This is a genomic window from Streptomyces sp. NPDC002787, assembly GCF_053592095.1.
Genome location: NZ_JBSFVC010000002.1, coordinates 18,687 through 37,271 on the forward strand (window position 1 = coordinate 18,687; position 18,585 = coordinate 37,271).

Below are 18,585 nucleotides of genomic sequence, written 5' to 3' on the forward strand. Positions count from 1 at the left end.
TTCTCCCACCGGTCAGGGACGAAAACACGGGTCGATCGGTTCGAGCTTCCCGGCCGGCTCTCAGCCCACGGTCCCCACCCTCACCGAGCCGTCCTCGCTGCGGGCCGTCACCACATGGGAGCTGCCCTCGTCACGGGGCACCGAGACATCCACGGAACCGCTGTCGCTGCCCGTCTCGACCCGGTACGACGTGTCACGGGGCAGCCCGATGCTGATGGAGCCGTCGTCGCTGCGGGACTCCACCAGGTCCGGTACGACGCCGAGTTCGAGCTTGATCGATCCGTCCTTCGTGCTCACCTTGACGCTCCGCGACTCGACACCGAGCGCCCGCACCGAAGCGTCGTCGGTGTGCAGTTCCAGGGGCCCGCTGGAGTCACCGACCCGCACGGCACCGTCGGCCGACCGGACCTCCAGCGGCTCCGTGAACCCCTTCGCGGTCACACTCCCGTCGTCGCTCCGCACGGCGACGGCGACGCCGCGCGGCACCTCGATTCGGTGCTTGGCGGAGCAGTCGACCATCACCCCGGAGCACTTCAGCCGCAGCTTCAGCCGGTCGTCCTTCATCTCCCAGGTCACCCGCGGATCGCCGCCGATCATGACCCGCCCCTCGAACCACCGGGTCACCTCGACCTCGTCCACGTCAGCCGCGACCAGTTCGAGCGCGGAGTTGTCCGAGTCGACCGTGAGCGTACGGCCGTCCAGGGCGAAGCTCCGGTGCTCCGGGTCCCGGTCCTCCGCCGCGTCGGCCCCGCACGCGGCGACGGAGGCCATGAGCGCGACGGCGAGACCGGCGACGGCCACGGCTCCTGTGTGCGACCTGCGAGCGGTACGTGCCGTGCGAGCCGTACGTGCCATGACGATCTCCCCCTGGGGCCGGTCTTCCGTTGTCCTTCGACCGTACGGAGCGGGCGTGTTCGGGGGGATGCGGGACGCTCCCGGATCGAAGGTGGGGATAACCCCCGGTTATCGGTTTGCGGGGCATGCCCGCGGGCGATGTAGGCTGTCGACTCGTACTCGGGTGCGTAGCTCAGGGGTAGAGCGCCTGCCTTACAAGCAGGATGTCGGCGGTTCGAAACCGTCCGCGCCCACCGATGGAAGAGGAAGACCCCGGCCGGTCACGGCCGGGGTCTTCGGCGTTTCAGGAATCCTGGGCGTGCTTCAGCCGGGACCGCGCCTCGGCCTTCTCCTCGGTGGCGACCTCCGCCCAGAAGCGGTGGCAGCTCACGAACACCGCGAGCTCCCGCTCCCGCTCGCGGAGCTTCTCCACCTCGGCCTGCTCGTCGGGCGTCCAGCCCGGGGAGGCGGGACGCTCCACCTTCCGCCAGCCGTTGTCGTCACTGAAACCGTCCAGGGGCGCGACCGACCAGGGCAGCCGCTTCAGCAGCGCCAGGAGCTCGGCCCGGACCTGATGCAGCTCCTCCTGACCGGCGAGGAGGTCACTGGGGAAGTCATAGGTCTTAGCCACGCGGCAATGCTACGCCTGTTCGATTTTGGGATGCGAGTTCCTTCTGTCACTTCGGACCCCGCTTCATTCGAAGGGGTGGATGGAGGAGGAAGTGGGGCGGTGGGCGGTAGAAAAGGGGCCTGGAGGCGGGGGAGGTCACCCAAGGGTGAGCTTGGGTGTCTTCGCTATCGTCGCTCCCATGACCCTTGACGATCTCCGTGTCTTCGTCGCCGTGTGCCGGGCCGGGAGCCTCAGTGCGGTGGCCCGTGAGCTGGGGTGCACCCAGTCGGCGGTGAGTCAGCACGTACGGCGGCTGGAGCGGGAGGTCGGTGTCGGGCTCGTGGAGCGGCAGGCCCGTGGGGTCGTGCCCACCCGGGCCGGCCGCGTGCTCCAGGAGGCGGCGGCGGAGGGGATCACCGGGCTCGACCTCGCGCTGCGCCGGCTGGCCGAGATGGTGCGCGGCGACGCCGGTGTCGTACGGATCGCCACCGGCGGCACGACCGTGCGGCACTTCATGGCGCAGGGCATCGTCGACTTCCGGCGCTCGTACCCGGACGTGGGCCTGGAGTTCCAGACCGTACGGTCGAGCGCCGGGTGCTTCGACGCGCTGGCCGATCCCTCCCGGGACCTCGATCTGTCGTGGGTGACGCTCGGGCCCGCCGTCCGTGGCATCGAACAGCGGGCCGTGGCGGAGCTGCCCTGGGTGCTCGCCGTGCGCGCCGACGACGAACTCGCCGGGCGGGAGCGGGTCGAGGGCGCGGAACTGGACGGGATGCGGCTCATCGGGCTGCCGGAGAACTCCACGTCCTACGCCCATCTCGACGCCGCCTACCGTGAGTTGGGTGTCACTGTCAGCCCCTCCGGCGCCGGTGTCGCGGACTGGGACACCGCGATCCTCCTCGCCGAACTCGGCGTCGGTCACGCCGTCGTCCCCGCGCTCCCCGGCTGGACCGGCCCCGGCCACCCCGGGCTGCGTTTCGTCCCGGTCCCCGACCTGCCCCCGCTGACCGTCGGCTGGGCCGTACGCCGCTGGGAGGCGCTGTCCCCGCCGGCCCGCGCCTTCGCCGACACGGTGGCCCGGCACGCGGTGCGGGTGGGGGGTGGAGTGCGGGCGGTCGAGGGGTGAGGGGCGGCTTCAGGGGTGAGTTCACCTGGGGGAGGGAGGCGGGGGCTGGTCAGTGGCCGGCTGCCCGTAGTTCCTCCACCACCTTGGTCGCCATGGGGACCGGGATGCCGTGGCGTTCCGCCGCGCGGAGCAACGCGCCGCCGATCGCGTCCAGTTCGAGGGGGCGGCCGGCCTCGGCGTCGCGTTGCATGGAGGACTTCGTGGTGGGCGGGAAGGCGTCGTAGCGGCGCAGGGACTCGGCCGGGTCGACGGGGGCGCCGCAGGCCGCGCTGACCGCCGCCGTCTCCTCGACCAGAGCGGTCAGTTCCGCACGGTGGCGTGTACGGATCTCACCGAGCGGCAGTCCGTGACGGGTCGTCAGCAGGGCGAACGGTGCCAGGAACGACATCTTCGCCCACAGCACCGCCGTCTCGTCCGCCAGGACCCGGGTGCTCACGCCGGACCATTCCAGTGCCCCGGCGAGGGAGTTGAGGTGTTCGCGCGGGACCGTGTCGCCGGTCAGGTCGACCTCGGCGAAGGGACTGCCGTGTTCGATGACGCCCGGGGCCACGCGGGTCGACTCGACGCGGATGGTGGCCGGGGCGATGGGGACGGTGCCGCCGTAGCGGGCGCGGAGGATCGCCGGGTGCTCGACGCCGTTCAGGAAGGGCACGACCAGGGTGTCGGGGCCCAGGGCGGCCGCCGGGAGCCGGTCCAGGGCCGCCTCCAGGGTGGTGTGCTTCACCGCGATCAGGACCGCGTCGACCGGTTCGCGCAGTTCGGTCGCGGTCTCCACGCGGGCGGTGAACTCCCCGAAGTGGGCGCTTGCGACCTGGATCCCGTCCTTCTCCAGCGTCTGTGCCGTCTCCTCCCCGGCCAGGCAGATCACCCGGTTCCCGGCGCGGGCCAGCAGCGCGGCGAGCAGGCCGCCTACGCCGCCGGGGCCCAGCACCGCCACCGTGAGTCGTTCGTTCGTCATGGTCCCCTCGTTTCCACCGGTCGGGTCGGGTCGGGTCGCGTCGACCGGCTTCGTGATGATCACAAGGGTGGAGGGGAGAGTCAATCCTCGGAGAGGCTTGCTTATACCCAAGGGGATGCTTGGGGTGGTGGGGGAGTCGCGTCGTGGGTCTGGGGTTGGGTCGGTGTACGCGCGAGACTGGGTTCATGTGCCGCAGCATCAAGACTCTCCGACCGCCCGTTCTTCCCGAAGAGGCCACCGAGGACGACATCCGGGCGGCTGCCCTTCAGTACGTCCGTAAGGTGTCCGGATTCCGTGCGCCCGCCGCGCACAACCGTGAGGTCTTCGACCACGCGGTGGATGCGATCGCGGCGGCTACGGCGGAGTTGTTGGAGGGGTTGGAGGTACGGGGCGCTCCGCGGCGGGCCGGGTAGCCCTTCGGCCCCGAGGGGTGGGTTGTTCGGGTGCGGGTGGGTGGGGGCTTGTCGCGCAGTTCCCCGCGCCCCTAAAAGACAAAGACCAGCCCCCACCCCACCCGCGCCCGCCGACGAACCCGCACCCCCGAGCCCTCAGGCGCAGGCCGACCGCCAGGTCAGCTCGCCGGGCTGGGGCGGCGCATGAAGTACGCCGCCGCCGCGCCCGCGCCGAAGAGCGCTGCCAGGGAGACCGCCGTCGCGAGCCAGGTCGGGCCGAGCCATTGCGCGCCGAAGTAGCCGAGGGCGACGCTGTAGGCGGCCCAGGCGAGGCCGGCGACGGCGGACCAGGGGAGGAAGTCGCGGGCGCGGTGGCGGGCCGCGCCCGCGCCGAGGGAGACGACGGAGCGGCCGGCGGGAGCGAAGCGGGCGACGACGACGAGGAGGCCGCCGCCCCCGGCGAGCGCCGCGCCGAGACGTTCCTGCGCGGTCCGCAGTCGCCGGGAGCGGGCGATGGCGCGGTCGAGGCGAGCGCTGCCCCGCCAGGCCAGCCGGTACGCCACCAGATCACCGAGCACGGACGCGGTCGCCGCGGAGAGCATCAGCACCAGGATGTCGGGGACCTCGCGGGGCATCGCGCCCGCCGCCGTCTCGGCCGCGGCCGCCGTGGCCACCGCGACGACCAGGACACCGCTCGGCAGGACCGGGAGGAACACGTCCAGCACGATGGACACGCCCACGACGGCGTAGATCCATGGGCCGGCGGCCAGCCAACCCAGACTCTCAAGCACCGAACACTCTCCTGTTTTCCCCCGGCGGCACGGCGACCCGTGACAGCCGAACAGCGTACGCCCCGGGTATGACAGACGGCTCACAGGGGCTCATGTGTCTGTCACACCGCGTTCATTGTTCATTCGGGCGGCTCGGTGAGGCGTTCGACGGGGCGAGGTGGCGAGGGGGTGCGGAGGCGTAGGGGCGAGGGGAAACGGGAGGGCCGCCGGGGGCGAGTTGCGCCCCCGGCGGCCCGTTCGTGCGCGCGTGCGTCGGTGTTCGGCGTGCCGGGTTCCGTGGTCGGGTTCCGTGTCCGGCCGGTCAGGCCGTCACGGTCGCCTTGTTCCTGGCCGTGTTGTCCGCGGACGCGGTCTGGCGCTTGGCGAAGAGCTGGTCGAGGCCGAACGCGCCGGAGCCGGTGAAGATCAGGAGGAACATGGCCCAGCAGTAGAGGGCCGCGCCCTCGCCGCCGTTCTCGACCGGCCACAGGGCCTGCGGCTGGTGGACCTTGAAGTACGCGTAGGCCATGGCGCCCGAGGCGATGAACGCCGCCAACCGGGTGCCGAGGCCGAGGAGGACCAGGGCGCCGCCGACGAGTTCGATGACGGCGGCGTACCAGCCGGGCCAGGTGCCGGCGGAGACGGTGGCGCCCTGTCCGTCCGCGCCGCCCAGGACGCCGAAGAGGCTCTTGGCGCCGTGGCAGGTGAAGAGCAGGCCGATGACGATGCGGAACAGTCCGAGGGCGTATGGCTGGGCGCTGTTGAGGCGTCCGGTCATCGTGGGGGACTCCTTCGGTGGTGACCCGGTCCTCGTGGGGCCGGTGGGGACGGTTGTTACCGATGAGTCACCACGTTAGGCAGACCTAATCGATGGTTGCAAGTTCAACATTTGGCCAGCTGTTCGCCTGTGCTCGGGCGGCCTTTCCGTAGGTCGTCGCACGTAGGACCGCTCGCGCCACGGCGTCCGCGTCCGAAAGTGTGACCGAATCCACCCCCGGTCTGGCGCCCGCCGCCGTCACCCAGTGCACGCCCTCCGTGGGCACCCCGAAGGCGAACCGCCGTGTGTGCGCGACGCCATGACGGTCTATCAGGTGATATGGGCGCGGTGTCACGTCCAGCCCGCCCGTCTCGTACCCGTCCACCCGGTGCGGGCGGCACCCTCCCGTCCGCAGCAGACCGGCGAGGAGTTCGTCGGCGGTCCTGCGCAGGTCCGGCTCCGGGAGGCGGGCCTCGACGACCGTCGTCACCCTGACCGCCGACCCCGGCACGTCCGGCGAGCGGGCCAGCCAGGCGCCGTCCTCCGGCCGCACCTCAAGGCGCGGGCCGAGCACGGTCAGGACACCCGCCTCGATCAGCGCGGACATCTCCTCGATGCGGCTGCGGGGCGGACCGATGGACAGGAACGCGTTCAGCGGTGTGTACCAGCGGTCCAGATGCTCCCGGCGCGACGCGCCCGCCAGCCCGCCGTGGTCCACGATCAGGCGCAGCTCGTTCCGCAGGTCCCTCAGTACGTCCAACGCCGCCTTCACCGGCCCCTCGACGTTCCCGAGCGCGGCCTGCGCGGCGTCCTCCCGCAGATACCCCAGCAGCCAGTCCCGCCACTCCTCCGGCCCCGTGAACTCCCGTCCCCCATACGGCCGCGACACCCGCTCCCACGACCAGCGGTCGGCCCCCGCGACCCCGAACTCGTCGAGCACGGCGGCCTCTTGGGGCGAGCGGTGCGGCACGGCGAGGAAACGGTCGCGGAAGGAGTGGTGAGAGGGGGCATGGGTGCCGTCGTCGGAGTGGGTGGCGCCATCGAAGGGGGTGCCGTCGAAGCGGTCCCGCCACAGCGCCCCCAACACCCCCTCGTAGTAGACCGTCTCGACCTCCTTCGCCACCAACGGCCATATCTCCGCCAGGAAGTCGGGCGCCTCCCCGGAGTCCGCGCGTTTACGGACGCCCGCGATCACCTCGGGGGTCAGGACGAGCGGGGTGTGGCGGCCGTAGGGGCCCTTGGCGTTGTCGCCGCGCGCCTGGTACGGGACGCCGCGTCGGGAGCCCGCGTACAGGCGGGGTTCGCGCCCGGACGGGACGTACCGCAGCCGCCGCCCACCCCCGGAGAGGCCGTCGCGGTCGTGAACGTCCCGGTCGTCGTCGTATACGAAGACGCCGCCCCGGCCGGTCGTCAGCAGGGCCATGTGGTCGAAGAAGTTGAGGCCGAGACCGCGCAGGAGGACCGGTTCGCCCGGGGCGACGGGGGAGAGGTCGAGGTCGGCCGGGTTGGCGGGCGGGAGGTGGCGCAGGCCGTGCCGGGCGGCGTACGCGGTGAGGTCCCGTTCCGCCCGGTCCGGGACGGTGGGCAGGTGGCCCTGGGTGAGGACCACGGCGGCGAGGCCGCTGAGGACACGGCCGGTGGCCAGGGTGAGCCGCTGGCCGCCGTCGGGTTCGTCGTCGAGGCGGACCGCGCGGGTGCCGTGGACCTCGACCCGGATCTCCGGCGGCGCGCCCCGCACCACCTCGGCGAAGACCCACTCCAGATAACGGCCGTACCGGGCCCGCGTCGGATAGTCGTCGGGCCCCAGCCGCTCCCACGCCTCCGCCGAGTCCGGCTCCTTCGCCGAGTCCGGCTCCTTCGCCGAGTCCGGCTCCTTCGCCGAGTCCGGCTCCTCCGCCGCGTCCCGCTCCTCAACCGCGTCCTGCTGTCCCGCCTCGTCGGTCGCCCACTCGTACAGGCTCGGGCCCGGGTGTATCGGCCCCGAGCAGTCGACGCTCTCGTCGGTGAAGAGGGTGACCTGGGAGGCCACGGTGTTCATCAGCAGGTGGGGGGACTGGTCCGTGCGCCAGACCTGGCCAGGGCCGGGTGGTGCGGGGTCGACGACGTGGACGGTCAGGCGGGTGCCGGGGCGGAGCAGTTCGGGGGCGGAGGCGCAGAGGCGTTCCAGGACGCTGGTGCCACGCGGTCCCGCGCCGACGAGAGCGATGCCGATGCCATTGATCCCTGGGAAATCAGACAAAGGGGTAACTCCCGTGCGTGTGGGGCGCATCGTCGGGCGCGGTGCGGCGGACCGCCCGCCGGGAAGCGGACGGTCCGCCTCATCATGCCGTCGTACTCCACGGGAACAGAGCCCTGTGCCCCCTCGGGCACGCCAGGTGTGGGATGCCTCACGAGCATCTCGGACAACAGGGGCAACAACCGTGCGTAATGGGTCTATTGAGGGGTGAGTGCCGACTCAGTAGCCGTTTCCAGGCGTGCCTTGCCGCCCCGTCGCGCCCGCGCGCGGTCGAGCCGCAGCCGTGCCGAACGGCCGTGCAGCGTCAGTGTCATGAGGTGGTTGCCGAACCAGGGGCCGCCCGTCCTGCGCCAGTCGATCGAGGGCCAGGCGCCCCGCCCGTGCCGCCCGAACCACCGGCCGAGCGCCCGCCCCGTCCCGCTCCAGCCGAAGCGGAAACCGAGCTTTATCGACAGCGGGATGGAGTTGTGGACGGGGGAGCAGGTGAGTTGGAGGACGCGGGCGTCCGGGCGGCGCGGCGAGCCGCCCGGGTGGTTCGCGTCGTCCTCCGGCCACGACGGTTCGGCGACGTACGCGTGGTGCACGTCCCCGGAGAGCACGAGCACGGATGCCGGGGCGTCGGCGCCCGAGCCCACCTCGGCGACCAGGCGGGTCAGGGCCTCGAAGGATTCGGGGAAGGCGGCCCAGTGCTCCAGGTCGGCGCCCCGGCGCAGCTTCTCCCCGAACCGTGCCCAGCGGTCCCCGCGCTCGCCCCGGCAGAGGGCGGCGCTCCAGGCCTCGGCGTCGTGCACGAGATGGGGCAGGAGCCAGGGCAGGGAGGCGCCGATGAGCAGATGGTCGTACGAGCCGCGCGCGTCCAGCGCCTGGGTGCGCAGCCACTCCGCCTCGCCGGGGTCCAGCATCGACCGGTTCCGCTCGTCGAGGACGCGCGCGGCCCGGGTGTCGACCATCAGGAGGCGTACGCGCCCGAAGTCCCGCCGGTAGCTCCAGCGCACCGAGGACGGCTCCTGGTCGGCCCGGGCGGCGTGTGCGCGCAGCGCGTCCGTACCGTCCGGGGTGGCGCGTACGGCGGCGTAGATCGGGTCGGCGGCCAGTTCGGCGGGGGAGAGGTTGCCGAGGTGCTGGTGGACCCAGTACGACATCAGGCCGCTCAGGATGCGCTCGCGCCACCAGGGCGTGGCCCGCATGTCGGCGAGCCAGGCCTCGCTGGTGTTCCAGTCGTCGATGACGTCGTGGTCGTCGAAGATCATGCAGCTGGGGACGGTGGAGAGCAGCCAGCGGATGTGGGGGTCGAGCCAGGACTCGTAGTAGAGGTGGGTGTACTCCTCGTAGTCCGCGACCTGGTCCCCGGGCGGGTCGGCCAGGTCCCGGCGGGCGGCGAGCCAGTGGCGGGTGGCCTTGGAGGTCTCGTCCGCGTAGACCTGGTCGCCCAGGAGGAGCAGCACGTCGGGGCGCTCGGCCCCCGGTTCGACGGCCAGGCGGGCCGCCAGGGCGTCCAGGGCGTCGGCGCCCACTGGGTCGGGCTCACCGGGCGGCGGCGCGGCCCAGCGGCAGGAGCCGAAGGCGACCTTGACGGTGTCGCCCTCGGCGGGGGTGCGGATCTGTGAGGGCGGGAAAGGGGAGTCGGGCCGGGGCCATACGGGTGCGCCGTCCAGCAGGACCTCGTACGCCGAGGCCGTGCCCGGCGTGAGGCCCGTCACCGGGACGAGTGCGTAGTGGTGGCCGGCGATCTGGAAGGTGCGGGCCTCGCCGCGCCCGCCGCCGGCGCAGCGCACCTCGGCAACGCACGGACGGCTCGCCTCGACCCAGACGGTCGCGGACGAGCCGTCCACATATCTCAGCAGTGGTCCCAGGCGCAGCCCCGACATGAGCGATCACTCTCCTCCGTCGCCCCGTACGGTACGGAACGACGGAGGGAAACGGGGAGGTTCCGGACCACTTTGTTCGGGCGCGTTCGGCTCGGGGTCAGCAGTTCGCCAGGTAGCTGGTGAGGGCGCTCTTCTCGGCGGAGTCGACGGAGAGGTCGTAGTAGTACTTCACCTGGACCCAGGCGCGGACGTAGGTGCAGCGGTAGGACGTGACCGAGGGCATCCACTCGGCCGGGTCCTGGTCGCTCTTCGACTGGTTCACGTTGTCCGTGACGGCGATGAGCTGCGGGCGCGTGAGGTCGTTGGCGAAGTTCTGGCGCTGGGTGCTGGTCCAGCTGTCGGCGCCGGAGTCCCAGGCCTCGGCCAGCGGCACCAGGTGGTCGATGTCCAGGTCGGAGGCGGCCGTCCAGGTGGCGCCGTCGTACGGGGAGTACCAGGTGCCGCTGGTGGCGGCGCAGGCGGAGCTGGTGACGACGTTCGAGCCGTCGCGCTTGAGGACCGTCTCGCGGGTGTTGCAGGTGCCGCTGATGGTGATCCAGTGGTTGAACAGGTCCCGGTTGTATCCGGTGCGGTCCTCGGTCGCCACGGTGAGGGTGGCGAGGTAGGAGCGGGCGGTGGCGGCGCTGACGGGGGTCGGGAGCGCGGCGGAGGCGGTCGGAGCGTTGAAGAGCGCGACGGAGGCTATCAATCCGCTGAGCGCCGCGAGTATGCTGACTCGTCGACGCGCGTAGACCTTGCGCATGTGAACTCCTTGTGGGGCCGGGGGTGTTGGGGGCGAGCGATTGAAGGGTCGCGTCGCGGTGTTACCGGCGGATGTGCGTCTGGTGAGAAGTTAATGACGCGAACATGACACGACAAGGGTTGCGACGGGTTATGTGGGGGCCGGGGCGCCCGGGGGTTCGGGGGTTCGGGCCGTTTGGCGGGTGCGGGTCCGTCGGGGTTGCTCGCGCAGTTCCCCGCGCCCCTTGAAAGCACGGGGTGCGCCCAGGCCTTCATGGGCGCGGGGAGCTGCGCGATCAGCCCCCACTCACCCGCAGCCGCCGACACCCCTGGCCGCACCCCGCCGGCGCCCGGCGTATCATCGACCGCGCAGAAGGGGAGTAGCTCTTCGCCGGACCGTCGACATACTGCTCAGCTCGTCTGAGCCGGCGCCCGGAGGCAGGTCCCGAGGATCGGGGCCCGCCAGCGAGACCTTCGGCAAGCAGTGCACCATCCGTGCCGTCCGGCACGGGCGGACCGTGTGCTGCCGTGCCGAGGTGTCGCGTCAGCGGATGATTTCTCTCGGTGGGGCGGCCCGACCGATTGAGGAACCTTGATCAGCTTCAGTGTCACGGCGCTCGTCTTCGGCGTCGTCTTTCTCGCCGAACTCCCCGACAAGACCGCCCTCGCCGGTCTCGTCCTCGGCACCCGCTACCGCGCCTCGTACGTCTTCGCCGGGGTCGCGGCCGCCTTCGCCGTCCATGTCGCGCTCGCCGTGGCGGCGGGGAGCGTCCTCACGCTGCTGCCGCAGCAGATCGTGCACGCGCTGACGGGCGTGCTCTTCCTGGGCGGCGCGGCCGTGCTGCTCATGAAGAAGGGCGAGGACGAGGAGGAGATCCGCAAGCCCGAGAACCAGAGCTTCTGGAAGGTCTCGGGGGCCGGCTTCATGCTCATCCTGGTCGCCGAGTTCGGGGATCTCACGCAGATCATGACGGCCAACCTCGCCGCCCGGTACGACGATCCGCTGTCCGTGGGCCTCGGCGCGGTCCTCGCCCTGTGGACCGTCGCCGGGCTCGGCATCGTCGGCGGCAGGGCGCTGATGAAGCGGGTGCCGCTGACGCTGATCACCCGGATCGCCGCCGTGCTGATGGTGGGGCTCGGTGTGTGGAGTCTGTGGGAAGCCGTGACGGGATGAGTGAGGGGGTGGCGGGGGCCCCGTTTGTTTTGTACCGTAGAGGAACAAAGTGGCTCCCGCCCGCACTCCCTGACCGGCGGGCGGGGCCGCCTTGTTCCTCCGGGGCCGCCTCACCGGGTCCGACCGTCCGCGGCCCCCTTCCCGCGCCTTGGAGCTGCTGATGACGGCCACGACCGTTCTGACCGCCCGCGCCCTCCTGCTGGACATGGACGGCACCCTTGTCAACTCGGACGCCGCCGTCGAACGCGTCTGGCGACGCTGGGCCGAGCGGCACGGGCTGGACGGCACCGAGATCATGAAGGTGGTCCACGGCCGCCAGGGCTACGCCACGATGGCCGTCCTCCTGCCCGACCGGCCCATGGAGCAGAACCTCGCGGACAACGCCCGCATGCTGGCCGAGGAGACCGCCGACGTGGACGGCGTCGTCCCGATACCCGGCGCGCCCGAGTTCCTCGCCTCCCTCGTCGCCGGCGGTGTGCCGCATGCCCTCGTGACCTCGGCGGACGTTCCCCTCTCCACGGCCCGGATGGCCGCCGCCGGCCTGGCGCTGCCCGAGGTACGGGTCACCGCCGAGTCGGTCGGCGCGAGCAAGCCGGACCCCGAGGGCTTCCTGAAGGGGGCCGCCGAGCTGGGCATCGCCCCCGAGGACTGCCTCGTCTTCGAGGACTCCGGGGCGGGCATCGAGGCCGGGCGGGCCGCGGGGATGCGGGTCGTGGGGGTCGGCGAGCGCGCCCGGTCCCACGGCCCCGACGTGGTGGTGCCCGATCTGACGTCGGTGCGGGTCGAGGCGGCCGGGGACGGGACCATCCGGGTGCACGTGAGCGGTTGATTCCCCGGGTGGCAGAGGTCGAATGATTCCCCCGGGGCGGCGGAGGTCGAATGACCCCCGGGGGTGGCAGCGGCCGAACGCTTCACACCTGGTGGCGGTCGAGGACGTCCGTCAGCCTGGTGAAGCCGTCGCCGCCGTGGCCCCGCGCGATGGCGCGGCGGGCGAAGCCCTCGGCCGCGCGCATGACGCCGGCGTCGATGCCGTGCGACTCGGAGACCTCGATGACGTGGGCCATGGTCGACACGGCCGAGGTGAGCGGGTTGCCCTCGCCGGAGTGCCGGCCGCTGTCGACCTCTTCCGCGCCCTCCTCGAAGAGCGGCGGGAGAATCGCCGCGATGCCCTGGGCGAACGGGGTCAGCTCCCGCGCGGTGACACCCTCCGCCCGGGCCAGCGCCAGGGCGTGGGTGTACCCGGTGATCGAGGTCCAGAAGAGGTCGAGCAGCGCGATGTCGTACGCCGCCGCCCGGCCGATGTCCTCGCCGAGGTGGGTGTGGGTGCCGCCCAGCGCTTCCAGCACGGGCCGGTGGGTGCGGTGGAGGTCCTCGGGGCCGCTGTAGAGGAACACGCCCTCCGGGGTACCGATGGCCGGCGTCGGCACCATGATCGCCCCGTCGAGGTAGGCGATGCCGTGTTCGGCGGCCCACGCGGCGGTGTCCCGGGCCCGGTGAGGTGTGTCGGCGGTCAGGTTGACCACCGTGCGGCCCTTCAGCGCGTCGGTGACCTCCGGCGTGCGCAACACCGCGTCCGAGGCGTCGTAGTTCACCACACAGACGACGGTCAGCGCGCTCGCGGCCACCGCCGCCTCGGCCGACCCGGCTCCGATCGCGCCCCGCGCGACCAACTCCGCCTCCCGGCCCGGCGTCCGGTTCCAGACGGTGGTGCGCAGCCCCGCGTCCAGGAACGCGCCGGCGAGAGCCCGGCCCATCGGGCCCAGGCCGAGCACGGTGACGGTGGGCGCGGAAGTGGGAGTGGTGGCGCCGGTGTGGATGGCGGGCTGCTCGGTGTGTGCGGGCATGGCTCAGTAACTCCTGTGGAGAATATGGTGATTGGTGATAGGTGATGGGTGACGGCTGATGAGTGATTCAGCTGTTCAGCTGTTCGGCTTCGGACATCGATAGTTCGTCGATGCGCGGCGAAGGGGCGAGGGGGAACGACAATGAGGCGCAGGCGTGCTCAGGACCCGACTGTCTGTGGGGTGACCGCGGCGATCACCGTGATCGAGGGAAAGTGGAAGACGTCGCTGCTCTGGCTGATGGAGTCCGGTCCGCACCGTCCGGGTGAGCTGCGTCGGCTGCTGCCGGGCCTCAGCGAGAAGGTGCTGACCCAGGCGCTCCGCGAGATGGAGACCGACGGGCTCGTGCACCGGGAGGTGCACGACGTACTGCCGCTGAAGACCGTGTACTCCTTGACCCCGTTCGGCCGCGAACTCTCCGAGGCGCTGGGCCCCTTGTCGGACTGGGGGTACCGGCGCCTGGAAACGCTCACGGGACGCGAGGCCGAGGCCGACGGTGAGGGCGCGGCCCGGTCCGCCTGAGCGGACTCCTGAACCGTCACATCATCGCCTTCGCCCTCCGTCCCCGTCCGGTGCCTGACGACCCTTCGGCCGCCTTCCGCCACACAAGGATCGCCCGACGGGAACCCGCCGGCCAAGTACCCACAAAAAGGTGGGTACGACTGCTCGCGGGCACGAATACGCCCCCGCCCGGCGGTGACGCTGCCGCGACGGGGGCGAGGAGCTGCTTGAGGCGCAGCGGGTGCCCGGTCTGTCAGGCCTCGGTCTTCGGGCCCGTCTGCTGGAGGACCTCGAAGGTCCAGACGGTCGAGTCGGAGGCGGCCGGCTTGGGGCGGTCGCCGCCGCCCTGGTGGGCCTGCTTCATGGGGCCCTCCATCCAGGCCTGGAAGGCGGCCTCGTCGCGCCAGCGGGTGTAGACGAGGTAGTTGTCGGTGCCGTCGACGGGACGCAGCAGCTCGAACCACTCGAAGCCGTCGGAGCTCTCGACCACCCCGGCGCGGGAAGCGAACCGCTTCTCCAGCACCTCGCGCTGCTCGGCGGGAACCGTGAGGACATTGATCTTGACGATGCTCATGGTTTCATCCTGCATCACGCGGGCCGAGGGGAACCGGCCGACCCTCGCCGGTCACGGTTCCTTCGTCTCGGACTCCAGGCGCTCCCGGGTCACCGGGCCGTAGACGCCCGGCTCCTCCTTGTCCTTCGTGATGCCCCGGCTGTTCTGGTAGAGGACGACGGCCTGTTCGACCTGGCTGTCGTAGCTCTCGTCGATGTCACCGTTGTAGATGCCCAACTGGCGCAGCCGGAGCTGCAGTTCGGTGACCTCGGGGTCGTCGTCGCCGAGGCGGAGCGTCTTGGGCACCACCAGCCGGCTGTCGTCCGCGCCCTCCGCGCCGACGGCGGGGCCGCCGGAGGCGCTGGCGCTGGGCGTGCCCTGCGTAGGGGTGGCCGAGGGGGACGCCGACGGTGAGCCGGACGACTGTGAGGGTGAAGGGCTGGACGACGGGCTCTTCGGCGGGTCCTGCGAGGGAGCGCCGCCCGACGGTGCCGGCGCGGGCGCACCGCCCCCGCCTGCCCCGGACGGCTCAACCGGCGACGCCTCCCCGTCGGGCGACGTGTCCGGCGCGCTCGCCCGGACGTCGTCCGGCAGCGCGCGGTCCCGTTCGGGCGCGTCGTACGAGAACAGCCCGCTCGCGATCCCGGCGGCGGCCATCACCCCGGCGGCGGCGGTCCCCGCGAGGGCGACGATGATCCCCGCACGACGGCGACGCCGACGTCCGGGGTGCCGCGCCGAAGAAGGGGCGGGGGAGAGGGAGGCGCCGGGCCGCTGCGACGGGGACGCCGAGGGGCCCTGGGGCGACTGCCGAGGCGCGTACAGGGCCTGGACCGACGGAGTGCTCTCCGCACGTGCGTCCCCCGCGTACGGCCGGGTCGCGTACGCCGCCGTGGTCACCGGCATGGCGGTCGTCGGGGTGTGGTCGGGCCCCGACAGACGCGGTTCGGCCGGGCTCGGTCCCGGCTCCAGCCGGCCCTGCTGAATCGTCAAGGCTTCATCGGTCCCGGCGCTTCGCGCTCTTCCCGCGCTCCCGATGTGCCCGTCGTTCTCTTCGCCCAGTTCCACATAAGGCCGGATCCGGAGGGGGTCGAAGTCCTCCGCGGCCGCCGCCTCGGCCGTACGGGCTTCGAGAAGGGCCTCGGACGCGCGGCGGCCGCACGCGCAGGACGGCGTACCGTCCGAGGCCCGGGGTGTGAAGCATTCCGGGCATATGTGGCTGTTCGGTTCACTCACGTGTCGTTCCTCCCCGCGAAGACTCCAGAGTTTAAGCAAACCGTCGCCACAGAATCTCCCAGGCGCCCCGGGAATCACGGGTTCCGGAACGGCTCGACAGGCCATAACCGGTCACACCGATCACGATGTAGGGGAGACGGAGAAAGAGGACACTTGAGGGCGCTGTACGAGACCCTCGCCCGGGCCCTCGGGAGGTCTGCATGACCGACGACACCAGCCACGAGCGCGACGCCACCGGGGCTACGCCCCCGCGCGCTCCGCACGGCCACGGCGTGCCCGTCGCCGAGGGGGTGCCCGGTGGCGTGATGGTCTCCCTCGGGGCCCTGCTGCTGGGGATGCTGCTGGCGGCGCTCGACCAGACGATCGTGTCGACGGCGCTGCCGACGATCGTGAGCGAGCTCGGCGGCCTGGAACACCTGTCGTGGGTGGTCACGGCGTACATGCTGGCCGCGACGGCGGCGACCCCGCTGTGGGGGAAGCTGGGCGACCAGTACGGCCGGAAGAGGCTCTTCCAGACGGCGATCGTGATTTTTCTCATCGGGTCGGCGCTGTGCGGTATGGCGCAGGACATGCCCCAGTTGATCGGTTTCCGGGCGCTGCAGGGCCTCGGCGGCGGCGGGCTCATGGTGCTGTCGATGGCGATCGTCGGGGATCTCGTACCGCCACGTGAACGCGGGCGTTACCAGGGGCTGTTCGGCGCGGTCTTCGGCGCGACGAGCGTGCTCGGGCCGCTGCTGGGCGGGCTGTTCACCGAGCATCTGAGCTGGCGTTGGGTCTTCTACGTCAACCTGCCGGTCGGAGCCGTGGCGTTGGTCGTCATCGCGACCGCGCTGCGCATCCCCCGCCGGGCCGAGCGGCACGTCATCGACTACCTCGGCACCTTCCTCATCGCCTCCGTCGCCACCTGTCTGGTCCTGGTCGCCTCCCTCGGCGGCACCACCTGGGACTGGAACTCGCCGCGGATCACCGGCCTGTGCGTACTGGCCGTAGTGCTCGCCGTCGTCTTCGTGGCCGTCGAGCGGCGCGCCGCCGAACCCGTCCTCCCGCTCAAGCTGTTCCGCGTCCGGACCTTCACGCTCTCCGCCGTGATCAGCTTCGTCGTCGGCTTCGCGATGTTCGGCGCGATGACCTACCTGCCGACGTTCCTCCAGGTGGTGCACGGTGTGTCGCCCACCATGTCGGGTGTCCACATGCTGCCGATGGTGTTCGGGCTGCTGCTGGCCTCGACGGTCTCCGGGCAGATCGTCAGCCGCACGGGCCGCTGGAAGGTGTTCCCCGTCGCCGGCACGGCCGTCACCACCCTCGGCCTGCTCCTCCTGCACCAACTCGACGCGAACAGCAGCGACGGTGAGATCAGCGCCTACCTCCTCGTCTTCGGTCTCGGTCTCGGGCTCGTCATGCAGGTCCTCGTCCTCATCGTGCAGAACGCCGTCTCGTACGAGGACCTGGGCGTCGCCACGTCCGGCGCCACCTTCTTCCGGTCCATCGGCGCCTCGTTCGGCGTGGCCGTCTTCGGTACGGTCTTCGCCGGGCACCTCGGCGACAAGCTCACCGACGCACTAGAGGGGACCACGCTCCCGTCCGGCGTCAGCGTCGACGGGCTGCGGGCCGACCCGCGCGAGATCGCCGAACTCCCGGCGGCGCTGCGCCCCTCAGTGCTCGACGCCTACTCCTCCGCCATCACCGACGTCTTCGTCTACGCGGCCCCCGTCGCCCTCCTCGGCTTCGTCCTCGCCTGGTTCCTGCGCGAGGACCGGCTGCGGGGGTCCGTGACGGCACCCGACGCCACCGAGACGCTCGCCAGCAACCCCGTCGAGCGGTCGTCGTACGACGAGGTGTGCCGGGCGCTGTCGGTGCTCGGGTCGCGGGAGGGCCGCCGCGAGGTCTACCGGAAGATCACCGCGCGGGCCGGCTACGACCTGCTGCCCGCCGCGAGCTGGCTGCTGCTCCGTATCCGGCGGTACGGCTGGGCCGAACCCGCCGTGCTCGCGGAACGCAGCACCGTTCCGCTCGACGTGATCATGGCCGCGACCCGGCAGGTCGAGGAGCGCCGCCTCGCCCGTCGCGAGGGCATCGACCTCGTCCTCACCGACTCCGGCCGCGAGGCCGCCGAGCGGCTCGCCAAGGCCCGCGAGGACTCCCTCGCCGAGCTCCTCGGCGACTGGTGGGGCCCCGACCGCCCCACCGACCTCGTCCGCCTCGTCGAGGAACTCAACACCGAGCTCTGCGGCTCGGACGCGGAACGCCCGCACGACGAGGGAGCGGTCACAGCCTCTTCGTGAACCAGTGCTCGGCGTACTCGTGGTCATTGTGCGGGGCGCTCTCCTCGTAGCCGAGCCGGGCGTAGAGCGTGCGGGCCTCCACGAGGTCGCCGCGGGTGTCGAGGACGATCCGTTCGGCGCCGAGCGCGCGGGCCGCGTCCTCGGCCGCCGTCACGAGCAGCGCGGCACCGCCCCTGCCGCGTGCCCGCTTCAGCAGGAACACCCGCTTCAGCTCGGCCGTCGCGGCGTCCATCAGCCGCACGCCCGCCGTACCGACCGGCTCCCCCTCGTACCGCGCCACCAGCAACACCCCGCCGGGCGGCGCCAGATACTCCCCGGTGTCCGCCGCGACCTCGCGCTCCAGCTCGTCCGGGTCCGTGACGTGCCCCTCGTGCAGCAGATACCAGCGGTCGCTGACCTCGGTGTAGTACGCCCGCCAGAGCGCGGCGGCCACGGGGGAGTCGTGGGGTTCGGGGGCGACGGCCCAGGTGGTCGTCGTCGCACGGCTGATCGAGGGTGGAGGGGTCATGGCGGTCATTGTCGGGAACGGGGGCGGGGGACCCGCAAACGATTTACGGCCCACCTGGCCCACTTACTCGCCGCGCACTCACTCGCACGCCTTATCTGTCCGCCCTCATCTGTCCGTCCTCATCTGCCCGCACCCACTTGCCGTTTGAACGAAGAGGTTCGGGCAACCCGGTGCGAAACGGCCCGTTGGAGCGAGACGCCCGGGCCGAGGACTCTGGAAGGC

At 71.8% G+C, this 18,585-nt stretch carries 18 protein-coding genes and 1 tRNA gene; 7 read left to right on the plus strand and 12 right to left on the minus strand.

The annotated features are described in order from the left end of the window. Positions 1-60: 60 nt before the first annotated feature. Positions 61-855, minus strand: coding sequence for a DUF4097 family beta strand repeat-containing protein (locus tag ACWD26_RS02300; protein ID WP_451265320.1), 795 nt, complete (start codon positions 853-855; stop codon positions 61-63). A gap of 161 nt (positions 856-1,016) precedes the next feature. Here ACWD26_RS02300 and ACWD26_RS02305 point away from each other — a divergent pair. After that, positions 1,017-1,088, plus strand: a tRNA-Val gene (locus ACWD26_RS02305). 50 nt (positions 1,089-1,138) lie between these two features. Here the strand turns inward: ACWD26_RS02305 and ACWD26_RS02310 are convergent. Further along, a complete protein-coding gene (locus ACWD26_RS02310; protein WP_451265322.1) occupies positions 1,139-1,465 on the minus strand; it encodes a hypothetical protein in 327 nt (108 codons plus the stop codon). A 178-nt stretch (positions 1,466-1,643) separates the two neighbouring features. On the opposite strand from ACWD26_RS02310, the gene ACWD26_RS02315 reads away from it, so the two are divergent. Next, positions 1,644-2,570 (plus strand): LysR family transcriptional regulator, encoded by a 927-nt coding sequence (locus tag ACWD26_RS02315; RefSeq protein ID WP_451265324.1) that lies wholly within the window; start codon positions 1,644-1,646, stop codon positions 2,568-2,570. A gap of 49 nt (positions 2,571-2,619) precedes the next feature. Here the strand turns inward: ACWD26_RS02315 and ACWD26_RS02320 are convergent, their stop codons facing one another. Beyond that, complete coding sequence (locus ACWD26_RS02320; RefSeq protein WP_451265326.1) at positions 2,620-3,528, minus strand: ketopantoate reductase family protein; 909 nt, start codon at positions 3,526-3,528, stop codon at positions 2,620-2,622. A 185-nt stretch (positions 3,529-3,713) separates the two neighbouring features. Here ACWD26_RS02320 and ACWD26_RS02325 point away from each other — a divergent pair, with 185 nt between their 5' ends. Then, entirely contained in the window at positions 3,714-3,941 is a 228-nt protein-coding gene (locus tag ACWD26_RS02325; RefSeq protein ID WP_451265328.1) for a DUF2277 domain-containing protein, read from the plus strand. Between the two features lie 158 nt (positions 3,942-4,099). Here ACWD26_RS02325 and ACWD26_RS02330 read toward each other — a convergent pair whose 3' ends face one another. The 5 genes from ACWD26_RS02330 to ACWD26_RS02350 all read right to left on the minus strand — a co-directional run bounded on the left by ACWD26_RS02330 (position 4,100) and on the right by ACWD26_RS02350 (position 10,293). After that, positions 4,100-4,711 (minus strand): DedA family protein, encoded by a 612-nt coding sequence (locus ACWD26_RS02330; RefSeq protein ID WP_451265330.1) that lies wholly within the window; start codon positions 4,709-4,711, stop codon positions 4,100-4,102. 301 nt (positions 4,712-5,012) lie between these two features. After that, positions 5,013-5,468, minus strand: a complete 456-nt coding sequence (locus tag ACWD26_RS02335) for a DoxX family protein (RefSeq protein WP_451265332.1) — start codon at positions 5,466-5,468, stop codon at positions 5,013-5,015. A gap of 85 nt (positions 5,469-5,553) precedes the next feature. Then, complete coding sequence (locus ACWD26_RS02340; RefSeq protein ID WP_451265334.1) at positions 5,554-7,716, minus strand: FAD/NAD(P)-binding protein; 2,163 nt, start codon at positions 7,714-7,716, stop codon at positions 5,554-5,556. A 164-nt stretch (positions 7,717-7,880) separates the two neighbouring features. After that, a complete protein-coding gene (locus ACWD26_RS02345) occupies positions 7,881-9,551 on the minus strand; it encodes an alkaline phosphatase D family protein (protein WP_451265336.1) in 1,671 nt (556 codons plus the stop codon). 97 nt (positions 9,552-9,648) lie between these two features. Beyond that, positions 9,649-10,293, minus strand: coding sequence for an HNH endonuclease family protein (locus ACWD26_RS02350; protein WP_451265338.1), 645 nt, complete (start codon positions 10,291-10,293; stop codon positions 9,649-9,651). Positions 10,294-10,863: 570 nt separating this feature from the next. Between ACWD26_RS02350 and ACWD26_RS02355 the strand changes: the two genes are divergently transcribed. Together ACWD26_RS02355 and ACWD26_RS02360 are read left to right on the plus strand one after the other, a co-directional pair. Beyond that, positions 10,864-11,445 (plus strand): TMEM165/GDT1 family protein, encoded by a 582-nt coding sequence (locus ACWD26_RS02355; protein ID WP_451265340.1) that lies wholly within the window; start codon positions 10,864-10,866, stop codon positions 11,443-11,445. A 160-nt stretch (positions 11,446-11,605) separates the two neighbouring features. Further along, positions 11,606-12,274 (plus strand): HAD family hydrolase, encoded by a 669-nt coding sequence (locus tag ACWD26_RS02360; protein ID WP_451265342.1) that lies wholly within the window; start codon positions 11,606-11,608, stop codon positions 12,272-12,274. 82 nt (positions 12,275-12,356) lie between these two features. On the opposite strand, the gene ACWD26_RS02365 is transcribed toward ACWD26_RS02360, so the two are convergent. Then, positions 12,357-13,289 carry an NAD(P)-dependent oxidoreductase gene (locus tag ACWD26_RS02365; protein ID WP_451265344.1) on the minus strand — a complete coding sequence of 311 codons (933 nt, stop codon included), beginning with the start codon at positions 13,287-13,289 and terminating at the stop codon, positions 12,357-12,359. Between the two features lie 141 nt (positions 13,290-13,430). Here ACWD26_RS02365 and ACWD26_RS02370 point away from each other — a divergent pair, with 141 nt between their 5' ends. Continuing rightward, a complete protein-coding gene (locus ACWD26_RS02370) occupies positions 13,431-13,808 on the plus strand; it encodes a winged helix-turn-helix transcriptional regulator (RefSeq protein WP_451265346.1) in 378 nt (125 codons plus the stop codon). A 232-nt stretch (positions 13,809-14,040) separates the two neighbouring features. On the opposite strand, the gene ACWD26_RS02375 is transcribed toward ACWD26_RS02370, so the two are convergent. Further along, the gene (locus ACWD26_RS02375) at positions 14,041-14,361 is read right to left on the minus strand and encodes an antibiotic biosynthesis monooxygenase family protein (RefSeq protein ID WP_451265348.1); all 321 of its coding nucleotides are present in this window, start codon (positions 14,359-14,361) and stop codon (positions 14,041-14,043) included. A 51-nt stretch (positions 14,362-14,412) separates the two neighbouring features. Beyond that, positions 14,413-15,330, minus strand: coding sequence for a peptidoglycan-binding protein (locus tag ACWD26_RS02380; protein ID WP_451265350.1), 918 nt, complete (start codon positions 15,328-15,330; stop codon positions 14,413-14,415). Between the two features lie 443 nt (positions 15,331-15,773). Between ACWD26_RS02380 and ACWD26_RS02385 the strand changes: the two genes are divergently transcribed. Further along, positions 15,774-17,855: a DHA2 family efflux MFS transporter permease subunit gene (locus tag ACWD26_RS02385; protein ID WP_451265352.1), complete on the plus strand. Its 2,082-nt coding sequence runs from the start codon at positions 15,774-15,776 to the stop codon at positions 17,853-17,855. On the opposite strand, the gene ACWD26_RS02390 is transcribed toward ACWD26_RS02385, so the two are convergent. Beyond that, complete coding sequence (locus ACWD26_RS02390) at positions 17,839-18,363, minus strand: GNAT family N-acetyltransferase (protein WP_451265354.1); 525 nt, start codon at positions 18,361-18,363, stop codon at positions 17,839-17,841. The two genes, ACWD26_RS02385 and ACWD26_RS02390, sit on opposite strands and share 17 nt — an antisense overlap. Between the last annotated feature and the right edge of the window lie 222 nt (positions 18,364-18,585).